Annotated in this window: 17 protein-coding genes; 6 read left to right on the top strand and 11 right to left on the bottom strand. The window is 40.3% G+C overall.

From position 1 onward, the window contains the following. Positions 1 to 268: 268 nt before the first annotated feature. Together B5G52_RS16075 and B5G52_RS16070 are read left to right on the top strand one after the other, a co-directional pair. On the top strand, positions 269 to 535 hold the full coding sequence (locus B5G52_RS16075) for a DUF1778 domain-containing protein (RefSeq protein ID WP_087533665.1): 267 nt from the start codon (positions 269 to 271) through the stop codon (positions 533 to 535). Beyond that, positions 526 to 1,029, top strand: a complete 504-nt coding sequence (locus tag B5G52_RS16070) for a GNAT family N-acetyltransferase (protein ID WP_087533664.1) — start codon at positions 526 to 528, stop codon at positions 1,027 to 1,029. The genes B5G52_RS16075 and B5G52_RS16070 overlap by 10 nt, the downstream gene beginning before the upstream one ends. A gap of 321 nt (positions 1,030 to 1,350) precedes the next feature. Here the strand turns inward: B5G52_RS16070 and B5G52_RS16065 are convergent, their stop codons facing one another. The 6 genes from B5G52_RS16065 to nadK all read right to left on the bottom strand — a co-directional run bounded on the left by B5G52_RS16065 (position 1,351) and on the right by nadK (position 7,057). After that, entirely contained in the window at positions 1,351 to 2,196 is an 846-nt protein-coding gene (locus B5G52_RS16065; RefSeq protein WP_087533663.1) for an abortive infection family protein, read from the bottom strand. Between the two features lie 565 nt (positions 2,197 to 2,761). After that, complete coding sequence (locus tag B5G52_RS16060; RefSeq protein ID WP_140394339.1) at positions 2,762 to 3,085, bottom strand: hypothetical protein; 324 nt, start codon at positions 3,083 to 3,085, stop codon at positions 2,762 to 2,764. A gap of 98 nt (positions 3,086 to 3,183) precedes the next feature. After that, a complete protein-coding gene (locus tag B5G52_RS16055) occupies positions 3,184 to 3,606 on the bottom strand; it encodes a hypothetical protein (protein WP_087533661.1) in 423 nt (140 codons plus the stop codon). A gap of 41 nt (positions 3,607 to 3,647) precedes the next feature. Next, positions 3,648 to 5,321, bottom strand: coding sequence for a DNA repair protein RecN (gene recN, locus B5G52_RS16050; RefSeq protein ID WP_087533660.1), 1,674 nt, complete (start codon positions 5,319 to 5,321; stop codon positions 3,648 to 3,650). 215 nt (positions 5,322 to 5,536) lie between these two features. Next, positions 5,537 to 6,094, bottom strand: coding sequence for a hypothetical protein (locus B5G52_RS16045; protein WP_087533687.1), 558 nt, complete (start codon positions 6,092 to 6,094; stop codon positions 5,537 to 5,539). 78 nt (positions 6,095 to 6,172) lie between these two features. Then, complete coding sequence (nadK, locus tag B5G52_RS16040; protein WP_087533686.1) at positions 6,173 to 7,057, bottom strand: NAD(+) kinase; 885 nt, start codon at positions 7,055 to 7,057, stop codon at positions 6,173 to 6,175. Positions 7,058 to 7,162: 105 nt separating this feature from the next. On the opposite strand from nadK, the gene B5G52_RS16035 reads away from it, so the two are divergent. Together B5G52_RS16035 and grpE are read left to right on the top strand one after the other, a co-directional pair. After that, on the top strand, positions 7,163 to 8,128 hold the full coding sequence (locus B5G52_RS16035; RefSeq protein WP_087533659.1) for an HrcA family transcriptional regulator: 966 nt from the start codon (positions 7,163 to 7,165) through the stop codon (positions 8,126 to 8,128). A 58-nt stretch (positions 8,129 to 8,186) separates the two neighbouring features. After that, on the top strand, positions 8,187 to 8,795 hold the full coding sequence (gene grpE, locus B5G52_RS16030) for a nucleotide exchange factor GrpE (RefSeq protein ID WP_087533658.1): 609 nt from the start codon (positions 8,187 to 8,189) through the stop codon (positions 8,793 to 8,795). Between the two features lie 35 nt (positions 8,796 to 8,830). On the opposite strand, the gene B5G52_RS16025 is transcribed toward grpE, so the two are convergent. After that, the gene (locus B5G52_RS16025) at positions 8,831 to 10,027 is read right to left on the bottom strand and encodes a Bcr/CflA family efflux MFS transporter (protein ID WP_087533657.1); all 1,197 of its coding nucleotides are present in this window, start codon (positions 10,025 to 10,027) and stop codon (positions 8,831 to 8,833) included. A 188-nt stretch (positions 10,028 to 10,215) separates the two neighbouring features. Between B5G52_RS16025 and B5G52_RS16020 the strand changes: the two genes are divergently transcribed. After that, positions 10,216 to 11,013 (top strand): M48 family metallopeptidase, encoded by a 798-nt coding sequence (locus B5G52_RS16020; protein WP_087533656.1) that lies wholly within the window; start codon positions 10,216 to 10,218, stop codon positions 11,011 to 11,013. Positions 11,014 to 11,085: 72 nt separating this feature from the next. Here B5G52_RS16020 and B5G52_RS16015 read toward each other — a convergent pair whose 3' ends face one another. Beyond that, positions 11,086 to 12,198, bottom strand: a complete 1,113-nt coding sequence (locus tag B5G52_RS16015) for a polysaccharide lyase family 7 protein (protein ID WP_254911232.1) — start codon at positions 12,196 to 12,198, stop codon at positions 11,086 to 11,088. A 283-nt stretch (positions 12,199 to 12,481) separates the two neighbouring features. Further along, on the bottom strand, positions 12,482 to 14,326 hold the full coding sequence (locus B5G52_RS16010) for a M2 family metallopeptidase (protein ID WP_087533655.1): 1,845 nt from the start codon (positions 14,324 to 14,326) through the stop codon (positions 12,482 to 12,484). A gap of 177 nt (positions 14,327 to 14,503) precedes the next feature. Here B5G52_RS16010 and B5G52_RS16005 point away from each other — a divergent pair, with 177 nt between their 5' ends. Continuing rightward, positions 14,504 to 16,780 carry an acyl-CoA dehydrogenase gene (locus B5G52_RS16005; RefSeq protein ID WP_087533654.1) on the top strand — a complete coding sequence of 759 codons (2,277 nt, stop codon included), beginning with the start codon at positions 14,504 to 14,506 and terminating at the stop codon, positions 16,778 to 16,780. A gap of 46 nt (positions 16,781 to 16,826) precedes the next feature. Here B5G52_RS16005 and B5G52_RS16000 read toward each other — a convergent pair whose 3' ends face one another. Then, positions 16,827 to 17,267: a hypothetical protein gene (locus tag B5G52_RS16000; protein WP_087533653.1), complete on the bottom strand. Its 441-nt coding sequence runs from the start codon at positions 17,265 to 17,267 to the stop codon at positions 16,827 to 16,829. Positions 17,268 to 17,411: 144 nt separating this feature from the next. Beyond that, on the bottom strand, positions 17,412 to 18,380 hold the full coding sequence (cysK, locus tag B5G52_RS15995; RefSeq protein ID WP_087533652.1) for a cysteine synthase A: 969 nt from the start codon (positions 18,378 to 18,380) through the stop codon (positions 17,412 to 17,414). Positions 18,381 to 18,516 lie beyond the last annotated feature (136 nt).

Below are 18,516 nucleotides of genomic sequence, written 5' to 3'. Positions count from 1 at the left end.
AGTGATATTCACAAAGAGCTTAAGATTATATTTAAGTCGCAGAGGTAAAACGCAGACAGCTTGGTACCACCACATTAGGTCATTCGGGTAAGTTCGTTTCTGCCCCATAATGGTTTGTAGGAATTTAAATTAAGGGTAAAAAAATCTCTATCGTTTTAGTGTTTATTCCATATATACCTGAGCTATACGATTAAAAATAATTTAACCTTTGTGTATATCCAATAGATACACTACAATTTGTATATCTAATTAATATACGGGAGCTAATATGGCTAATAAAACTGCACCTATAAATATGCGAGTAGAACCGTCTGTTCGTAATATCATTGATGCTGCGGCTAATTTACTAAAGGTTGACCGTTCTGTATTTATTCAACAAGCAGCGCTTTGTGAAGCATACCAAGTTATAGCTTCACAAAGAGATTTTGCTTTGGACGAACAAGCCTTTGCTGCATTTGAGCAAGCGTTAGACGCAGAACCAACGGTTAATAAAGGTATGGTAGAGTTGCTGAATAGGAAATCACCTTGGGAATAACTGCACCTGAATTGCTTAGCGAAATCCACGATTTATCAGATTTTGATTGTGGCAGACTTGAGCTAAATGACTGGTTAATAAAAAAGGCGCTCAAGAGCCAACAACGAAATAACGCAAAAGTTTATATAGTCACTGATTCTATCACTACAAAGGTAATCGGTTATTACGCTATTGCTATGGGCTCTATTCAACGAGAAGGTGCGATTGCAGCCCTAAGAAGAAACAGCCCCAACCCAATTCCAATGATCGTTCTTGCGAGATTAGCCGTTAATGACTCATATCACGGAAAAGGCATCGGTGTTGGCCTTCTTAAAGACTGTGTCAAAAGATCTGTTTATGCTATGAACGTAGTCGGCGGGGCGGGGGTTCTTGTTCACGCTATCGACGATTCAGCAAAAGATTTTTACTCGAGATTTGGCTTCAAAGAATCCACATTTGACCCGATGACGCTTATGGCTAGAATAAAGGATATTGAAGCTGCTCAAAAAGAATAAGTTTACAGGATCAGAAGCTTTCCAAAAAAATTATTCCTGCTATTCAGAAAGCTTAAACAAGAACGGCAAGCTCAAGTGATCATCGTTTCACACAGCCTGCGCTCATAAATACTCTAAAGGTCGGTTTGAGCATGAAACAGGACAGTCGGTCAAACTCACTTTTGGACATAAGCTCGCTAGAGTAAAAGTTCTTTGAGTAATGATTGCCATTAGGAAAAGTATGACAATCAGGTATGTGATAACGTCAACCTAACCAGCGGCGTGCTAAAGCAGAATTTTGCGTATCTTTTGCTAAAAGCACTATAGTTTAAGCCGTCAGGTTTAGGTTCTAGTTAGCACTTTGTTTGAGGATTTCTCATCCCATGTTTCAAGTACAAAAAGTGCTAAAGTATGCGCTGAATGAATAGCAAGCCTTGCGTGGCGTGGCTTCAAATTATATACCTTTCGTCCTTCACCATGTGCAGAGCTCGCATGAGTTCTAAATGCGCCAATACCGCCTACGATTGATAGCATTCCTGATATTATCTTTTTTAGATCATCATCTTGTACAAGTTTAGTATCGAAGCCTAAATCATCCCTTACTACTTTCCAGACACCTTGAAGATCTTGTTTTTGTGGAAATGGTAATTTTTCATCTGCAATATACACCTTAAAAATCGACTCTAATATATTACATGCAGCTGAAACAGCCTCTCTAGGCTCTGAATTTACATTCTCTAATGCTCGGTTAAATTCAGCTTCAATTGAAGGAATATCGCGCCCTTTAATTAGTTCAGATAATGATTTACTCGGCGCTGAACTGCCGTCTGATATTACGCCGCCAGTGATGTAAGTTAAATTACAGCGCTCTAATATGGCGTTTAATTTAACTTTAAATTCTTTCTTCTGCTCTGAAACGTTTACACCCCACTGATAGTTATTTTGTTCTAACTCATCAGGCAGTTCCATGTATGTTTCAATAAGTTTCCCTAGAACTTTTAAAGGGAAATCTGATTCTTTGTTTATGCGCCGTAACCATGCTTGTGTTTTAACAGGCTTAGAACCCTCGGGTGGTTCTACTGGGGCATCAGCATACAAAAAAAGATTATCTAATCCAGCATGTGACTCTATGTCGCATAAATTATTAGATAAGACAGCAATAATTGGTGCAGGAATTTCTTTACGCATACTACCTCGATATGTGATGAAGAGTGCTAGCAACTTAGTATTTATGGGTTGCGCATATATTTGGCAAAAACGCACAGGCAGATTTAACAAACCTATTACTTAAGCTTACTTAAGTAAAGCTATTGATTTATAACTACTCTACCAGAGGAATACTGAATAAACGAGTACGAGAAATTGTAAAATGAGCATTGATATGGTTACCACATTACAAACTTTCAGTCATTGTCATTTATCGATTAGTAAAAGTAGGTCAACTGGCTTGTTTCTTATCTGTGCGGCTTATCGCCTCTAACCCACAATGGGGCAGAAACGAGTTATCTCTGGATGTTTGATTATGGAACCAAGCCACCCCTAAGCTCTAAATCATTTGTGTCCAAGCGAGTGGAAGAGCGTTTGCTTCACGGCTTAAGCCGCAACTATAATTTTAATATTGATTGTTGGGTTTCGTTGCACTCAACCCAACCTACGGTGATAAATTTAACGCAGAATTATTCTGTTTTTTCCTAGCGCCTAGAACCTATTGCCTAGCACCTTTAACCTAGCCCCTCGTATCTCTAACCTTTTTTCAATGACTAGCTTGCAAGCTTTGTAGCCAGGCATCGGGCTCTGCGATGATGAACTCTAGACAATGTTTATCTGTGGTGGTGATTTTAATACCTGTGTTGCCGATGGGGATTATGCCAGCGGCTTTTGCTGTGCATCTTTCAACGCGTGCTATGGTGTCGCGTTTAATGGCGTAACTACCTAAGTTTAACTGTTTATTAAGGGCTTCAAAGTGGAGTAAATGCTCAGTTAACGTTAAACGTCCATCAGCTTTTGCAGCGCCTAATTGTATTGTTGCGTAACTTGTTTTTAGTTGGGTTACTTTTGCAAGAGTTGCGTTCATCATTCACTCCGTGATTTTAATTTTTATTGAGTGTAAGCGGCGTTTTAATATGTGTCAATTTTGTAAATTAAATGTGCATTTCTTTACCTGTACATAAAAGATTACAAAAAATTCTTTGCTCGATTATGCAGCTTTTGTTGTTTGTTTAACGCGATAAAAGCAAATAACACCACGCTCATTTGCACTGTTAATGCAATTAAGGTGCTCACTAAATTAAAGCGGCTCTGTGCACTGTTAGTGGTGTTTAGCTCGATTAACCATGCAAGCGCTAACATTAACACTAACGAGCCATGTAAAAAGCGTTGCAGATTGGCTTTAAACTTTAAATGTTTAAAAAAGCTAAAACCAAAGAGCAGTAAACTCAGGATTGGAGTGAGCAAAATACAAATAAATGACAGCGTTATAAATGGTTGCCAATTTATGGCCGTGAGCGCGCTTGATTGTTGAATATAGTCTTTACAGCCGGTTAAAAGCACGAAGGCAAACGTGATCGCGCTAGTTTTGAGTGTGGTGTTATTTATCATTTTCGTCTATTCATTATGAGTTATTAAACAAAGTACTGAGCTTAACCGTGGGCAGAAATAAGCTCTTTAGCGTTTGCCCGGGCCATTTTGCTAATGTTATCGCCGGCGAGCAAGCGGGCAATTTCATCAATACGACCATTTTTATTTAAACTCTGCATATGGGTAAACGTTTCGCCATCGGCGATTTCTTTGGCAACAAAAAATTGTTGATGCCCTGAACTTGCCACTTGCGGTAAGTGAGTAACGCAAATAACTTGGGTTGATTTACCCAGTTGACGTAATAATTTTCCTACCGCTGAGGCCGTTGGGCCAGAAATACCCACATCTACCTCATCAAAAATCAGGGTCGGTGTTGTCACTTTTTGCGCAATAATAACCTGTATCGCTAAGCTAATTCTCGATAACTCACCACCCGATGCTACTTTAGATAAAGGCTGTAGCGGTTGCCCTGGGTTGGTTGATACTAAAAATGCAATAGAGTCAAAACCAAGGCTATTAGGCGCACGCTCTGGCTCTTTTTTTAGGGCTATTTCAAATTGGCCATTCTCCATAGATAAGTTTGCCATACTAGCGCTTATCAAGGTGTTTAATGTCATTGCAGCTTGCAAGCGGCTTTCACTTAATTCATCAGCGGCATATTGATATGTACTAAGTGCGTCTTCAATTTCTTGTGCTAGCTGCTCGAGCCTGTCAGAGTTGTGGCTTATTGAGTCAAGCTCTTGGCTAATTGATTGGTGAAAATCAACCAGCTCTTCTGGTTTAATATGATGTTTGCGAGCAAGATCCATGGCGCCACTTAAACGCTCTTCAACCTCAACTAAGCGGTTAGGGTCAAGCTCCGTTTGCTCGGCGTAGTTTCTGATTTCGCGGCTTGCTTCTTCTACTTGAACAGCCGCCTCTTCTAATAAGGTAGCAACACTTGTTAAGCTAGCATCATAGTGGGCAAGCTCTGCAAAGCGTTGGGCGCTGTGTTGTAAAATAGAGCATGCGTTTTGCTCATCACTTTCATATAAGTGTTGTAGCTCACGCTGGCAAGATTCAAGAATTGTTTGACTGTGGCTTAACTTATGGTGCTCTGCTTCAATAGCGGTGAATTCACCTTGTTGCAGGGAAAATTCGTCTAATTCAGCGACTTGATATTCTAATAATTGTTTTTGCGCAGCTTGCTGTTGCTGGGCTTGTTCAAGCGCAGTGAACTCTTTTTGTAAACTTTGATAATGTCGATATTTACTTCGCACAGCATCAACAAGTTCAATATGCCCAGCATAAGCGTCTAGCAAATGCAGTTGATGATCCGCTTTTAACAGGTGCTGATGAGCATGTTGACCATGAATTGAAATAAGGTGTTGGCCAAGCTCTTTTAATTGAGCTGCCGTGACAGGGCTGCCATTAATATAACTTTTACTACGGCCATTTTTACAAATAACGCGGCGTAGCAAGCATTCATTGTCGTCATTGGAAAGTAAATGTTGCTCTAGAAATTGCACTGCATTAGGTAATGCGGTGATATCAAATTGAGCGCAGATTTCTGCCCGCTCTGTACCAGGGCGAACGGCTGAGGCCTCTGCACGTTCTCCTAGGCATAAAGATAGGGCATCGATAGCAATCGATTTACCGGCACCGGTTTCACCGGTTATTGCTGTCATGCCACTGTGCCATTCAGTGCTGAGGTTGCTTACAATTGCGAAGTTTTTTATTTCTAATCCAATTAACATACTGTTTATCCATCCAGCTAATTAACTGTTAATTTATACAGTGTTTTGGGTTTTTGCAAATTAAATTTTTAAATTAATTCAAATTTTATACACATAGTAGAAAGGGCAATGAACAGTGGAAGGGCTAAATGTGGCAGGAGAAACTGTAATAGGTAGTTGAGTAATATAGAAAACTTTTAAATCATTAGTGTGGGTGAATTGCTCACCCAACCCAGTTATGCAATATTACTATGTATGTTGTTATTTTGTTCTGTTGAGTCGTTGTTATTATCCGTTGTTGTTATGTAGTCATCGCCATTGCCGCTAAGCTCTGCTGACTCCAAGGTTTTTATAAGAGAAGGGAGTATTTCATAATAAAACGTACGGTTGTACTCAATACCGCCATACGGCAACTCGGCCACAAATAACGACAGTTGTTCTGATAACTGACCACGCTCACCGGTCACGTAGGTTTTTGCCAGTTCACTATTAACCGTGTTTATGAGTGAATCAACAATGCGCTCTAGGTATAGTAAGTTTTCATCTGTGTGTGGTTGCACAACAAAAAAGTTACTGGCAATCACCTGAATGCGGGCTATATATTTTGGTTTTATAATTTTTGCTGCGCAAAACTCGTTTAGCTTTGATTTTAAGTGAGTGGTAACTTCGGCCACTCTACTGTTAAACAGTCGTTTTTCGGCTTCGCGTGCTTTGCGGCGATTGTTTTCAATAACAAGGTAGGTACCTAATAATGTAATTAATAACAGCAAAGCTAAAAATACAACGTACGTCATATCGGCTTTATTTCCCATTTAAGGTATTTATACTATTTTTTGATATTTTGCTCTAAAGTATGGGTAAGTGCAATAAGATTAATACAAACGACTACCCCAATTAAGCTTAGTTCGTAAAACGTGATAATAAGAGTAGTCTTTAGGATGAATTAATCTCAGTTTTTTATCCGCCTTTTTAATGACTACTTCATCGCCTGGGAGTACAGCTAAAACCACATGGCTGTCGCAACTTACTTGCAGGCTATCGGTATTTTCTAAGCTCAGCTTTAGTCGCACTTCGTTATCAGCATCAACCACTAATGGGCGGCTTGAAAGAGTGTGTGGAAACATCGGCACTAATGAAATCGCGTTAAGTTCAGGTGTTAAAATTGGTCCACCACCAGAAAGCGAATAAGCAGTTGAACCTGTTGGTGTTGATACGATTAAGCCGTCGGAGCGTTGAGAAAACACAAACGCATCATTGATAAAAGCCTCAAATTCAATCATGTGGGCGACTTTATCGGCATGTAGTACGGCTTCGTTTACCGCTGAATTTGCGCTTTTAAGCTCAGCATGACGATACACTTCTACTTCGAGTAAAAAACGGTTTTCTTCTATATATTGGCCACTTAGTACTTGTTCTAAGCTTGCTTCAAAACCTTCGGGGTTTAAATCTGTCAGAAACCCTAAATTCCCCCGGTTTACACCAATAACGGCTACATTAAACCGCGCTAAAACACGCGCTGCACCTAGCATGTTTCCATCACCGCCAACTACAATGGCTAAATCAGCTCGTTCACCGAGCTCTATGAGTTTAACGAGTTTGTCTTTTGGTATATCAGCAAGTTGGTGCCCAGTGCGCTGTTCAACAATCACGTTAAATCCTAACGCATTTAAAAATGTATAAAGGCGTTGTAAGGTAGTGGCTGCGCCATCGTGATTTGCTTTGCCAATTAAGCCTATGGTTTTAAACGGTGATTCCATGATGTTTACGCGAATAGTTATAATATCGTTAGGGTAACTCATAAATGATTGCTTTGAAAACCTCAGAGTCTTGAAATAACTTCTCGTTGCCCCGATATACCCAATATGCAGCAAGATGTAGATACTATGAATTTAAATCCGCGAGATCAGCAAATATTTTCCGCCGTAATGAGTCTTTATTGTAATGGTGAAGGTTTACCTGTGGCGTCAAGCCGTATTGCTAAGCAAAAAGGCATGGCTGTATGCTCTGCAACGGTGCGTAATGCTATGTCACGCCTTGAAAAGGTCGGGCTGTTATATTCACCTCATACCTCCGCAGGGCGCGTACCGACTAATGCAGGCTTTGATTATTGGCTAAGTGAGTTTTTTCCGTTAACTAATATTGCTCAATATTGGCATCCCGCTCAGGCGCAATTGGTTGAGTTGGCTCATGGATTAAGTCAAAAATACCAAGTGTGTTGTTGTGTTGGCTTACCGCAAGTAAGCTCGCAACATGTATTTAGAGTAGAAGTGCTCGATTTTGATAGCAACGACTGGCTTATTTTATTACTCGATAGAGCAGGTCAAAGTCATAATATTTGTATTCACAAACCCAATGATGCTTCAGATACTGTGCGATATCAGTTCGCTACGTGGTTAAATACGGTATTTAGTCAACAAACCTTAATGGAAGGTTTGTATCGGATGCAGGCGATGGCCAATACAGCACCGCGTAATTGTCATGATTCATTAAATCAGTGGACGCGAGAATTGAGCCAAAAGCTGGGTTCAGACAATAGCATTGTGGTTGGTGAGAATTATCTTTACCGACAAATTGATTGCCAACAAAGTTTAAATATTGGTGTATCTTTCTTAAATTTTGTAGAAGATAAGCTCGCTTTTAAAAATGGCGTATCTGTGCTTAATACCGATCAACTGCCATTTACAGATTGCGATGAGTTAATGGTGATCAGTGTGCCGTATTTTCAGAATCAGGAATATCAAAGTCGATTTTGTGTTATTTGCCCTAAATCGGCGCAAATTGAAGCAATCATACAAGAATTTAGATTAATCGAGTCATCTGACTCTTGAATCTTTTGATTCAATCCCCATAATTATCGCAATTGTAAAGAATTGGAGTACTTAAATTATGTCTGAGCAGACAAAATCACCAGAGCAAGAAGTTGAACTCAACGAAGAATTAGATCAAATGCAAGCAGATGTTGAAGCCGCGGTTGAAGCTGCAGATGCCCATGAAGCTGAAGAAGTAAGCCCTGAAGCTGAAATTGCTATGCTATATGCTGAGCTTGAAGCGGCAAAGCAAACTATTAATGATCAAAAAGATGGTGTCGTTCGCGCTGCTGCTGATGTTGAAAATATTCGTCGTCGTGCTGCACAAGACGTAGAGAAAGCGCATAAATTTGCCCTAGAGAAATTTGCTAACGAATTACTACCTGTTATTGATAACCTAGAACGTGCAATTGAGTTTTCTGATAAAGAAAATGAAACGTTAAAGCCGTTACTTGAAGGTATTGATATGACGGTTAAGAGCTTTAATGATGCGGTTGCAAAATTTGGCGTTGAAATTGTAAATCCACAAGGTGAGCAGTTTAACCCTGAATTCCATCAGGCAATGTCAATCCAGCCAAGCAACGATGTATCACCAAATACAGTGCTAGCCGTAATGCAAAAAGGCTACACATTAAACGGTCGTTTATTACGCCCAGCAATGGTAATGGTGTCTAAAGCTGCAGAATAATTTGTTACTCACAGTTTGAAAAAATGCCTCATCTATTATGAGGCATTTTTTTTATCTCTCGCTCGGTGCCACAACTGGGCAATTAAAGTAAGTATTAAAGCACTAAACATTAGGCTCGAAAAAGGGACGGCACTTTGCGCGTGCATAAGCGCTAAGATTGGTCCAACTAATGCGCCGCTACCAAAGCGTAAGGTGCCAATCACCGCTGTAGCAGTGCCTGATTTTTCTTCAAATTTCATTAAAATGAGTGCATCAGCATTGCTTGCGATGACACCTAAACTCATCATTAATGGCGCAATAGCCGCAACAATAAAATACAATGATAAGTGTAAAATACTAAAGCTAAGTAGTGAGCTACCAGCAATAAAGCCTATAAATAAACCGTAATAGAGCATTTTTCGTGAGCCAATACGTGGTACCAACCGGGTATTTAAAAAGTTACCAAACATTAAGGCCATTACATTAAAAGCAAACAGTAAACCAAACAACTGTTCTGAGACTTTAAAGTAGTCGAGGTACACAAACGGAACTGCAGTTAAAAAACAAAAAAAGCCAAATGAGACAAACATCGAACTGGCTATGTCTGCTCGGGCATCTTTATTGCTAAATACGGTTTTGTAGCTATCAAAAAAGAGCGCAAAACCTTTGAGTGGGCTTTTGAAAATTGGTATATCAATTAAGTGTATTTGTGCCAGTGCTAAGATAACAAAGCTATAACTTGCCAGTACAATAAAAATAGTTTGCCATTGTGAAAAGCCTAAAATCATAGAGCCGACCGTCGGAGCTATAAGTGGCGCGACCATCATTATCATCGATACATATGACATACCTTTTGCCGTGTCTTTTTGATAAATATGGCGAATAACTCCAGGCACTACAACCGTTGCAGCTGCTCCAGTAAAGGCTTGCACAACGCGAAGACCCCAAAATATGTGTATATCGCTACAAAAAGCCAGAGCGAGGGAGCTTATACCAAATAGAGCCAATCCTGTTTTAGCTAACACACGTCGGCCAAGTTGGTCGGCAATCGGGCCAAAAAAGAGCATGCCTAAAGCATAACCCGCTAAATAAAGACTAAGCGATATTTGTACATTAGGCATAGTCGTATTTAAGTCATTCGCAATGACCAACATAGCAGGTAAGTACATATCTATTGCCAATGGTGTTATTGCAACAATACTGGCGAGCAGGGGGAGTAAAATACGCTTACTAAAAGAGTCTTGAATGTGCATGATCCACTCGAGAAATGAAAAGAGCCGCTATTGTAGCAGTCAATATTAGAACACGGAACTTAGTTTGCGTGCTAAGTAATCATTATTAAAATTAAGTAAATAGAAGTGCCGTAGTAATATTAAATTAAGGCATGTTTTGCTATATTGTTATTAGTGTCTAAGTTACTGAATATGCTTGAGGGAATACAATGAAAAAGTTAGTTTTAGCGGTACTTGCTACGGCTGTATTAGCAGGCTGTAAAACATCACCAACGGGTCGCACTCAGCTTGCGCTTTATTCTGATCAAGAAATGAGCCAAATGGGTCAGCAAAGTTTTGCTGATATGAAGAAAAATCAAAAGATTAATAATGATCCATCAGTTAATGCTTACGTTAAATGTATTGCTGAAGATGTAATTGCTGTCCTACCACAGCAATACGCGTCTCAAAAATGGGAAGTTGTAGTGTTTGAAGAAGACTCTGCAAACGCGTTTGCTTTACCGGGTGGCTATATTGGTGTTCATACAGGCTTGCTTCAAGTCGCTAAAAACCAAGATCAATTAGCAACGGTGATAGGTCATGAAGTAGGCCATGTCATTGCAGAGCATTCTAACGAGCGAGTATCACAAAGTTCAATTTTACAAACTGGCATGCAAGTGGGCAGTGCCGCGCTTGATATGGGAAACGTGCAATATCGCAATGAAATAATGCAAGGTTTAGGACTTGGCGCTCAATATGGCGTTATTTTGCCATTTAGCCGCTCACATGAATCAGAAGCCGATATTATTGGTTTGGATTTAATGGCTAAAGCGGGCTTTAATCCACAAGAGTCAGTCACACTTTGGCAAAATATGAGTCAAGCGGGAAGTGGTGAAACACCTGAGTTTATGTCGACTCACCCAGCGCCGGGAAATCGAATAAAAGAATTACAGGCGAACATGTCAGAAGCACTCTCAGAGCAAAAGGTAGCAAATAGCTCAGGTAAAAACCCTCAGTGTTCTTTGTAATGTAAGTCGAGCTAAAATGATAAAAGCCTGTAAAAATACAGGCTTTATTGTTCAGGGGAATTATTTTTAATCTTAGTTTACAGGTGTAGCTTCACTTAAAACGAGTTTAGAAAATGTAACTTGTGTATAGTCACCATTTGCTTTATCGGTTTTCCAATCACCGGTACCAGGGCAAGCAGTGTACCAACCGCCTGGTGAATCTTTGGTACTACACTGGTTATAGGCGCCTGCTTTAAAGTAATGCCAATCGGCTAAATAACCTAATGGGTGATCATATTTATCAACTTTACCGTTAGCATCAACATTATTTGATAAGTCAATTGAATACTCTACAGTTGGTTTTCCTGGTGCTGTAAAAGTTAGGTGCATCGTGCTTTGATATACATTTATCTCGTAGCTAAACTCCTCACCTAGTGCTATTCCAGCAGAACCAGGCGCATCAGAGTTCTCCCAGGTATTACCCCAAACTGGGTAGGTGATATCTGTACGATTCGGATCATCTTTTGGTAAGTTACGTTCATAGTTCCAAAATACAGATCCTGTTTCGTGGTTTGGCCATTTTTTGTAATAAATTTTAATTGGCTCATTACCCCAACCGAAACCAAAATCTTTTTCAATTAAAGCTTTATCTTTTCCTGCATGTATTTGTCCTACAACTACACTGTAAGCAGGTGGTTTATCAGCATGGCCTGCACGAACAGCAACATGGTCAACTTTTAACGTTGCTTCCATTTTGCCACCGACAGAGCCAAATCTTTCTGATAAAGGGTGTGCTGCAAGAGCAAAATTATTTCGTGAGTTCTTAGTTTTAATCTTAATGTTTGTGCCACGGATCATCTGACGTAACTCGCTACGGGTATTACTTGATGTCGCTGTGGTGATCGCTTTATTCGGGCTGGTAAATACCATGCCGCCTTGTTCATCTAAGTAAAAGTAATCAGGGTGAGCGTAGGTTTGAATTTCTTCTACATCTATCTCGTCTATTTTACCATTACTGTCTTGATCCATTGGTAAGGTTATCTTCCATTGACTTAAATCAAATTTATCGGCAGGAACTAAGTTAGCGCTGTTACCTGTATTCTTAGGTTGGCTACTGCCATTGCTGCTACATGCTGCTAGCATTGAAAGAGAAAGAGGTATCACCGTGCCGTAAAAAACACATTGCTTAAGTCGATTATTTTTCATTTATATCTCTTTAATTTTACGTATGCTAAAACCAATTAACAAAATATAACAGACCAATTAATTAAATCAACCATACCAATTAATAAAATAAAAATAAGAGTTGAGATTTTCTGTTTTTATTTTTTGTCATGCCAATTAACTGTGTAAGGTTATATACGATGTTGAATGATGAAGGTGAATACGAATATTTATGCTGAAATGTCTGTGCGCAGAAAAGAGTGGCTATATAAAAAACTAAGCCCGTAGGGCACGGGCTTAGTGACTTTACTATTAAAAACTTAGCTTACCAGCCACATTGGCGGCCTTGGTTTTGTTCATCTAAGTATTTTTGTAATGGCGCAAAATAATCCAGTAGCGCCGTCGCATCCATTTCAGGTTTACCGGTTACCGTAGCAAGTGCTTCTTGCCATGGACGGCTTGAGCCCATTTCTAGCATCGCGTTAAGCTTTTCACCGGCTTCTTTTGAATTATATACAGAGCAGCGGTGAATCGCTTCTTTGTTTCCTGCTATTTCACATAGGCTACGGTGGAAATCAAATTGTAAGATATGGGCTAAGAAGTAACGGGTATAAGGTGTATTACCTGGAACATGGTATTTAGCACCTGGATCAAAGTCAGCTTCTGTACGGGCTATTGGCGCTTGAACGCCTTGATACTTTTGACGTAAATCCCACCAAGCTTGGTTATAGTCCTCAGGCGTTACTTCACCAGAGAATACTTTCCAACGCCATTGATCTACTAACAAGCCAAATGGAATAAAGGCAACTTTATCGAGTGCCATTTTCATTAGTAATCCAATGTCTTTAGATTCGTCTGGAACTTGCTCTAATAAACCAATTTCTTTTAGGTAACCAGGAGTCACTGATAAGGCTATAGTGTCACCGATGGCTTCGTGAAATCCATCATTAGCACTTTCTTGATAATAAAGCGGTTGAGTATTGTACGCACGCTGGTAAAAGTTGTGGCCAAGTTCATGGTGAATTACCGAAAACTCTTCGCCAGTGCGTTGTATACACATTTTTATACGCAGGTCGTCTTTACTATCAATATTCCATGCTGAGGCATGGCATTGTACGTCGCGATCTTGTGGCTTTGTAAACAATGAACGCTCGTAGAATGTTTCTGGCAGGGGATCGAAGCCCATTGATGTAAAGAACGTTTCAGCGCCACGCACCATTTTTAGTTCATCGTAATTATGTTCGGCGAGTAAAGCGGTCACATCATAACCTGGATCGGCGTTTTCAGGTGCAACAACATCATAAATATTGCCCCATGTTTGCGCCCACATGTTACCTAAAAGGTGGGCTGGAATTGGTTGATCTTGTGGTACTTTATCTTCACCGTATTTTTCGCCAAGTTTCGCGCGAACATGACAGTGTAATGAGTCATAAAGCGGTTTTACCTGACCCCAAATACGGTCAAGCTCGGTGGCAAAATCATCCGCAGGCATATCATATTTACTGCGCCACATGGCACCAGTGTCTGCGTAACCAAGCTCTTTTGCACCTTCATTTGTCAGTGCAACTTGTTGTTCATACAGTGGGCGCATCGGTTTTGAAACTTGACGCCAGCCTTGCCATAAATCAAGCAGTTCATTGTAATCACGGCTGCTTGCCATTTTTGCCGTCATATCACCTAAGCTTAAGCAGCTGCCGTCATCTTTACAGTATTTACCTTTGCCATATAAACCGCCTAGCTCAGCAATGAGTTGCGAAAGTTTTGCTGTTTTTTCTGCGTCTTGAGGTGCAGGTAACGTTAATGCCAGTTTTAGTTTATTTAGTTTGCGGCGCGCATCGTAATCAAGTTCTAATTCGTCAAACTTTGCAGCTTCATTAGCAAGGCGAACGACAGCTTCGGTCATTTTGCGGTTTACTTCAGCTGATAATGCAGCTGTATCATGGGTGATAAAGTTTGCGTAAATCCATTCAGCACGGCTTGATTCTAAATAAAGCGCATTGAGTTCTTGTTCGGTTTTATCAATAAATGCATGGGCATCTTTTGCGTTTACAGGGGGTGGTGTTACAGCCGTTGTATTGTTTTTTGCTGTTTCTTGGTTGCAGCCAGATAGTGCTAAGGTACTTGCCACCATTAAGGCGCTTAAACTGAGCTTAAACTGTGGAGTAGTCATGTTGTGACCCTTATATTTGTTATTTGTCGGGTAGGATAATAGCAGCGTCTGTCACTTAGGCAAAATTTATCAAGTGAGTTGGTGAAAGTCAGGCGATGTCGACAGTGACATTGTATTTATAAAAGGATCGGTCATAATTGAAGCTAGTCATTTTCATTAATTAAAAGGATAGTTTCCATGTCAGTGTTCATATTATTACTGGTCGTGGTGATAGTTATTTTTGCGGTAAAAGATATTCGCATTAGCTTAATTAGTCGCCCTGCATTTAAGTTTTTCAAAAAAGTCCTTCCTCCATTATCGCAAACCGAGCGTGAAGCGATGGAAGCGGGGGATGTTTGGTGGGATGGAGAGCTATTTAGTGGTAACCCTGATTGGCAGATGTTACATAGCTACCCTAAACCAGAGCTCAGTGAAAAAGAGCGAGCGTTTTTAGATAGCGAAGTTGAAACATTGCTTGCGATGCTAGATGACTATCAAATAGTGCAAAAAGACAAAGACCTGCCAAAAGAAGTATGGGATTACTTAAAGGTAAAGGGCTTTTTTGCACTTATTATTCCAGAAGAATTTGGCGGTCGTCAGTTCAGTGCAATAGCAAACTCTACGATAGTGGCAAAAATTGCGACCAAAAGCTTAACGGCGGCGGTCACTGTTATGGTACCTAATAGTTTAGGTCCGGGTGAGCTTTTACTGCATTACGGTACCAAAGAACAGCAACAACGGTGGCTACCAACGCTTGCGACTGGCGAAGACGTCCCGTGTTTCGCGCTTACAGGCCCTGAAGCGGGCTCTGATGCCGGCAGCATTCCTGATTCAGGCGTGGTCTGTAAAGGTAATTTTAATGGTGAAGAAGTCGTTGGCTTACGTCTAAATTGGTCAAAGCGTTATATAACATTAGCGCCTGTGGCAACAGTACTTGGTCTTGCTTTTAAAATGTATGACCCTGATGGTTTATTAGGCAAGCACAAAGAGCTGGGTATTACCTGTGCGTTGATCCCAACTGACCATCCAGGTGTTGAAACAGGCGAACGTCATTTTCCACTTAATATGGCATTTATGAACGGCACGACATACGGCAAAGATGTGTTTATTCCATTAGATTGGATTATCGGTGGGCAACAAGGCGCAGGCCGTGGTTGGCGTATGTTGGTTGAGTGTTTGAGTGCTGGCCGAGGAATTTCATTGCCAGCACTAAGCAGTGCGACTGGGCATTTATGCGCGCGTATGACGTCAGCATATACCATGGTGCGTCAACAATTCGGTTTATCAATTGGCCAATTTGAGGGGGTTCAAGAAGCCCTAGCGCGGATAGGTGGATTAACTTATAGCTTAGAAGCTTGTAGGTTAATGACTGCAGGCGCAATTGATCTTAAATTAAGCCCGTCAGTGGTTACGGCTATTGCTAAATACCATATGACCGAAATGGGCCGTACCGTTATGAACGATGCCATGGATATCCACTCTGGTAAAGGGATTCAAGTTGGCCCTAATAACTACTTAGCTCATGGTTATATGGGAATTCCTGTTTCCATTACTGTGGAAGGAGCCAATATTCTAACTCGCAACTTGATGATTTTTGGTCAAGGGGCTACACGATGCCATCCATTTGTGCTTAAAGAAATGGAAGCCGCGGCAATGGAAGACGAAGATGTTGCATTAAAAGAGTTTGATGCATTATTGCTACAGCATATTCTTTTTGCCGCTACTAATGCTGGGATGGCGTTTATTCATGGCTTAACGCGTAGCTTCTTTGCAAAATCGCCTGTTTGTGGTGCAACCGCTAATTATTATAAACAGCTTGGTAGAATGAGCCGAGGTTTAGCGTTTTGTACAGATGTAGCCATGCTTATTTTAGGCGGTGAGCTTAAACGTAAAGAGATGATTTCTGCTCGTTTAGGTGATGTACTGAGTCATCTTTATCTTGCATCAACGGTATTAAAGCGCTTTGAAGACGAGGGTCGTCAGCAAGCTGATTTAGCATTTGTGCAATATTCTGTAGAGCGCTCTCTGTTTGAAATTGGCCAAGCGTTTGATGGTTTCTTTAAAAACTTCTCAAACCCAGTGGTTAACTTCTTATTAAAACGCATTGTTTTTCCACTGGGGAATCATTATCACCGACCTAGTGATGATATTGCACAAACAGTGTGTGAACACATGACGCAGCCGGGCGTATTTAGGAACCGTTTAACTCATTTATGTTATATCGACGATAATGCTGGCACTGGGGTAATGGAAAACGCCTTTATTGCTATGCATGACACGGCGAATGCATTTAAGCGATTAAAAAAATGGCAACGTGAAGGAACTCTGAACCGTAACGCTGATATTGCAACAGCGATTAATGACGCAATTGAAAAACAACTTATTACTGCCGAGGAAGGGCAAAGGCTCGATGAAGCAAATGAGTTGAGAAAACAAGCTATTGCAGTAGATAACTATAAACAAGGTGAGCTATAAATAAAAAAGCCTCAGCAGTAGCGAGGCTTTAGATTTTAACTTTGTCTTATCTGGCAAATGGGTCGGCGTTTATTTTATCAACGTACCATTTGCCTTTTTTACGCACCATTTTTACGCTACGCATATCATCTATTTTGTCACCGTTAAAATAACCAGTGAAAATTAAGTTAATGTTGGCTTTATCCCCGTACTGCTCGCGCAGACTCATATTAGTCATATCAACTTCGATAACAACTTCATCGTACTGCATGTTAACTAAGTTTCGCGCAAATTGCTTTGCGGTACCGTATGATTTCATAATACGTGCAAGCTTTGGTGTCGCCATTGTCATCGCTTTACTGAGGTCTTTAGCATTATAAAGCGTGTCAAAGTAAAGCGCAGCACTTTCGCCAGGAGTATTGTTTTCACCAGAAGGGATGCCATCATCGCCACAGCCTTGCAGCATGAGCGCACAAAAAAATGTGCAAATAGTTAGAAATAATTTCATTCGCAATAGTTGAATTATTATTGATGATTTAGTGTGAGACTAAACGAGGAATATGTAAAGTTAATCACATATAATAGTTGTTTATTTGGCTATAAATAATAAAAAAGGATGCTAATTAGCATCCTTTTAAATGTACAGTTGTTACTACTGTACTAGTTCTTGCTCTGAGAACTCTTCAGCAAATAATGGGCTAGATAAGTAGCGTTCAGTTGCACTTGGTAAAATAACTACAATATTTTTGTCTGCGTTTTCAGGTAGTTCAGCAATGCGTTTTGCTGCAACCACTGCAGCACCAGATGAAATGCCGACTAAAATACCTTCATCTTTCATTAACTGGTGCGCCATAGCAATAGCATCTTCGTTAGAAACTTGCTCAGCGGCATCGATAACATCTAAATCTAAGTTGCCAGGAATAAAGCCAGCGCCGATACCTTGGATTTTATGAGGCCCTGGCGTTACGTCCTCCCCAGCTAATGTTTGGCTAATAACAGGAGAGTTTGTAGGTTCTACCGCAATTGATTTTACATCTAAGCCTTTTTCAAGCTTTAGGTAGCGGCTTACACCAGTAATTGTACCGCCAGTACCTACACCCGCTACGAAGAAATCTACTTTACCGTCAGTTGCATTGAAAATTTCAGGGCCTGTTGTTTCAAAGTGAATTTTAGGGTTCGCAGGGTTTTCAAATTGTTGTAACAGAATGAATTTAGTTGGATCGCTTGCTTGGATCTCTTTTGCTTTTTCGATTGCGCCATTCATACCTTTAGCACCCTCGGTAAGTACTAAATTAGCGCCTAGAGCTTTTAATAGTTTACGACGTTCTAAGCTCATTGTATTAGGCATAGTAAGTGTAAGCTTATAACCGCGAGAAGCTGCAACAAACGCTAGTGCTATACCTGTGTTACCTGAGGTCGGCTCAATTAGTTCTTTATCTTGCGTTAATTGCCCAGACTTTTCGGCTTCCCAAATCATTGATGCACCAATGCGGCATTTAACACTGAAGCTTGGGTTACGAGATTCAATTTTAGCGAATACATTACCAGATGTAACTCGATTAAGTTTTACCAGTGGTGTATTACCAATGCTGAGTGAATTATCTTCAAAAATTGTAGACATAGTGGTCCCTTGGGTGCAATTTGTTCAATCGGGATCGAATTATAGCAATCGATCTGTAATAGCTACACTTTACTGCTCAATAAAAAAAACTAAAGTAAAGTTTGGGTATAAGATATACCCAAACCAACTCAAAATA

Origin of the sequence: Pseudoalteromonas sp. A601, from assembly GCF_002165575.1 — a bacterium.
GTDB lineage: Bacteria > Pseudomonadota > Gammaproteobacteria > Enterobacterales > Alteromonadaceae > Pseudoalteromonas.
The sequence above is the reverse complement of the archived record's forward strand: the minus strand, read 5'-3'. Positions and strand labels throughout refer to the sequence as shown.

Excerpts from the sequence above, each read along its gene's own strand:
- B5G52_RS16045 (WP_087533687.1), bottom strand. The coding sequence starts at position 6,094 with ATGACGTACGTTGTATTTTTAGCTTTGCTGTTATTAATTACATTATTA.
- B5G52_RS16020 (WP_087533656.1), top strand. The coding sequence starts at position 10,216 with ATGAAAAAGTTAGTTTTAGCGGTACTTGCTACGGCTGTATTAGCAGGC.
- nadK (WP_087533686.1), bottom strand. The coding sequence starts at position 7,057 with ATGGAATCACCGTTTAAAACCATAGGCTTAATTGGCAAAGCAAATCAC.
- grpE (WP_087533658.1), top strand. The coding sequence starts at position 8,187 with ATGTCTGAGCAGACAAAATCACCAGAGCAAGAAGTTGAACTCAACGAA.
- B5G52_RS16075 (WP_087533665.1), top strand. The coding sequence starts at position 269 with ATGGCTAATAAAACTGCACCTATAAATATGCGAGTAGAACCGTCTGTT.
- B5G52_RS16035 (WP_087533659.1), top strand. The coding sequence starts at position 7,163 with ATGCAGCAAGATGTAGATACTATGAATTTAAATCCGCGAGATCAGCAA.
- B5G52_RS16025 (WP_087533657.1), bottom strand. The coding sequence starts at position 10,027 with ATGCACATTCAAGACTCTTTTAGTAAGCGTATTTTACTCCCCCTGCTC.
- B5G52_RS16065 (WP_087533663.1), bottom strand. The coding sequence starts at position 2,196 with ATGCGTAAAGAAATTCCTGCACCAATTATTGCTGTCTTATCTAATAAT.
- B5G52_RS16000 (WP_087533653.1), bottom strand. The coding sequence starts at position 17,267 with ATGAAATTATTTCTAACTATTTGCACATTTTTTTGTGCGCTCATGCTG.
- B5G52_RS16015 (WP_254911232.1), bottom strand. The coding sequence starts at position 12,198 with ATGAAAAATAATCGACTTAAGCAATGTGTTTTTTACGGCACGGTGATA.
- cysK (WP_087533652.1), bottom strand. The coding sequence starts at position 18,380 with ATGTCTACAATTTTTGAAGATAATTCACTCAGCATTGGTAATACACCA.
- B5G52_RS16055 (WP_087533661.1), bottom strand. The coding sequence starts at position 3,606 with ATGATAAATAACACCACACTCAAAACTAGCGCGATCACGTTTGCCTTC.
- B5G52_RS16060 (WP_140394339.1), bottom strand. The coding sequence starts at position 3,085 with ATGATGAACGCAACTCTTGCAAAAGTAACCCAACTAAAAACAAGTTAC.
- B5G52_RS16010 (WP_087533655.1), bottom strand. The coding sequence starts at position 14,326 with ATGACTACTCCACAGTTTAAGCTCAGTTTAAGCGCCTTAATGGTGGCA.
- B5G52_RS16005 (WP_087533654.1), top strand. The coding sequence starts at position 14,504 with ATGTCAGTGTTCATATTATTACTGGTCGTGGTGATAGTTATTTTTGCG.
- recN (WP_087533660.1), bottom strand. The coding sequence starts at position 5,321 with ATGTTAATTGGATTAGAAATAAAAAACTTCGCAATTGTAAGCAACCTC.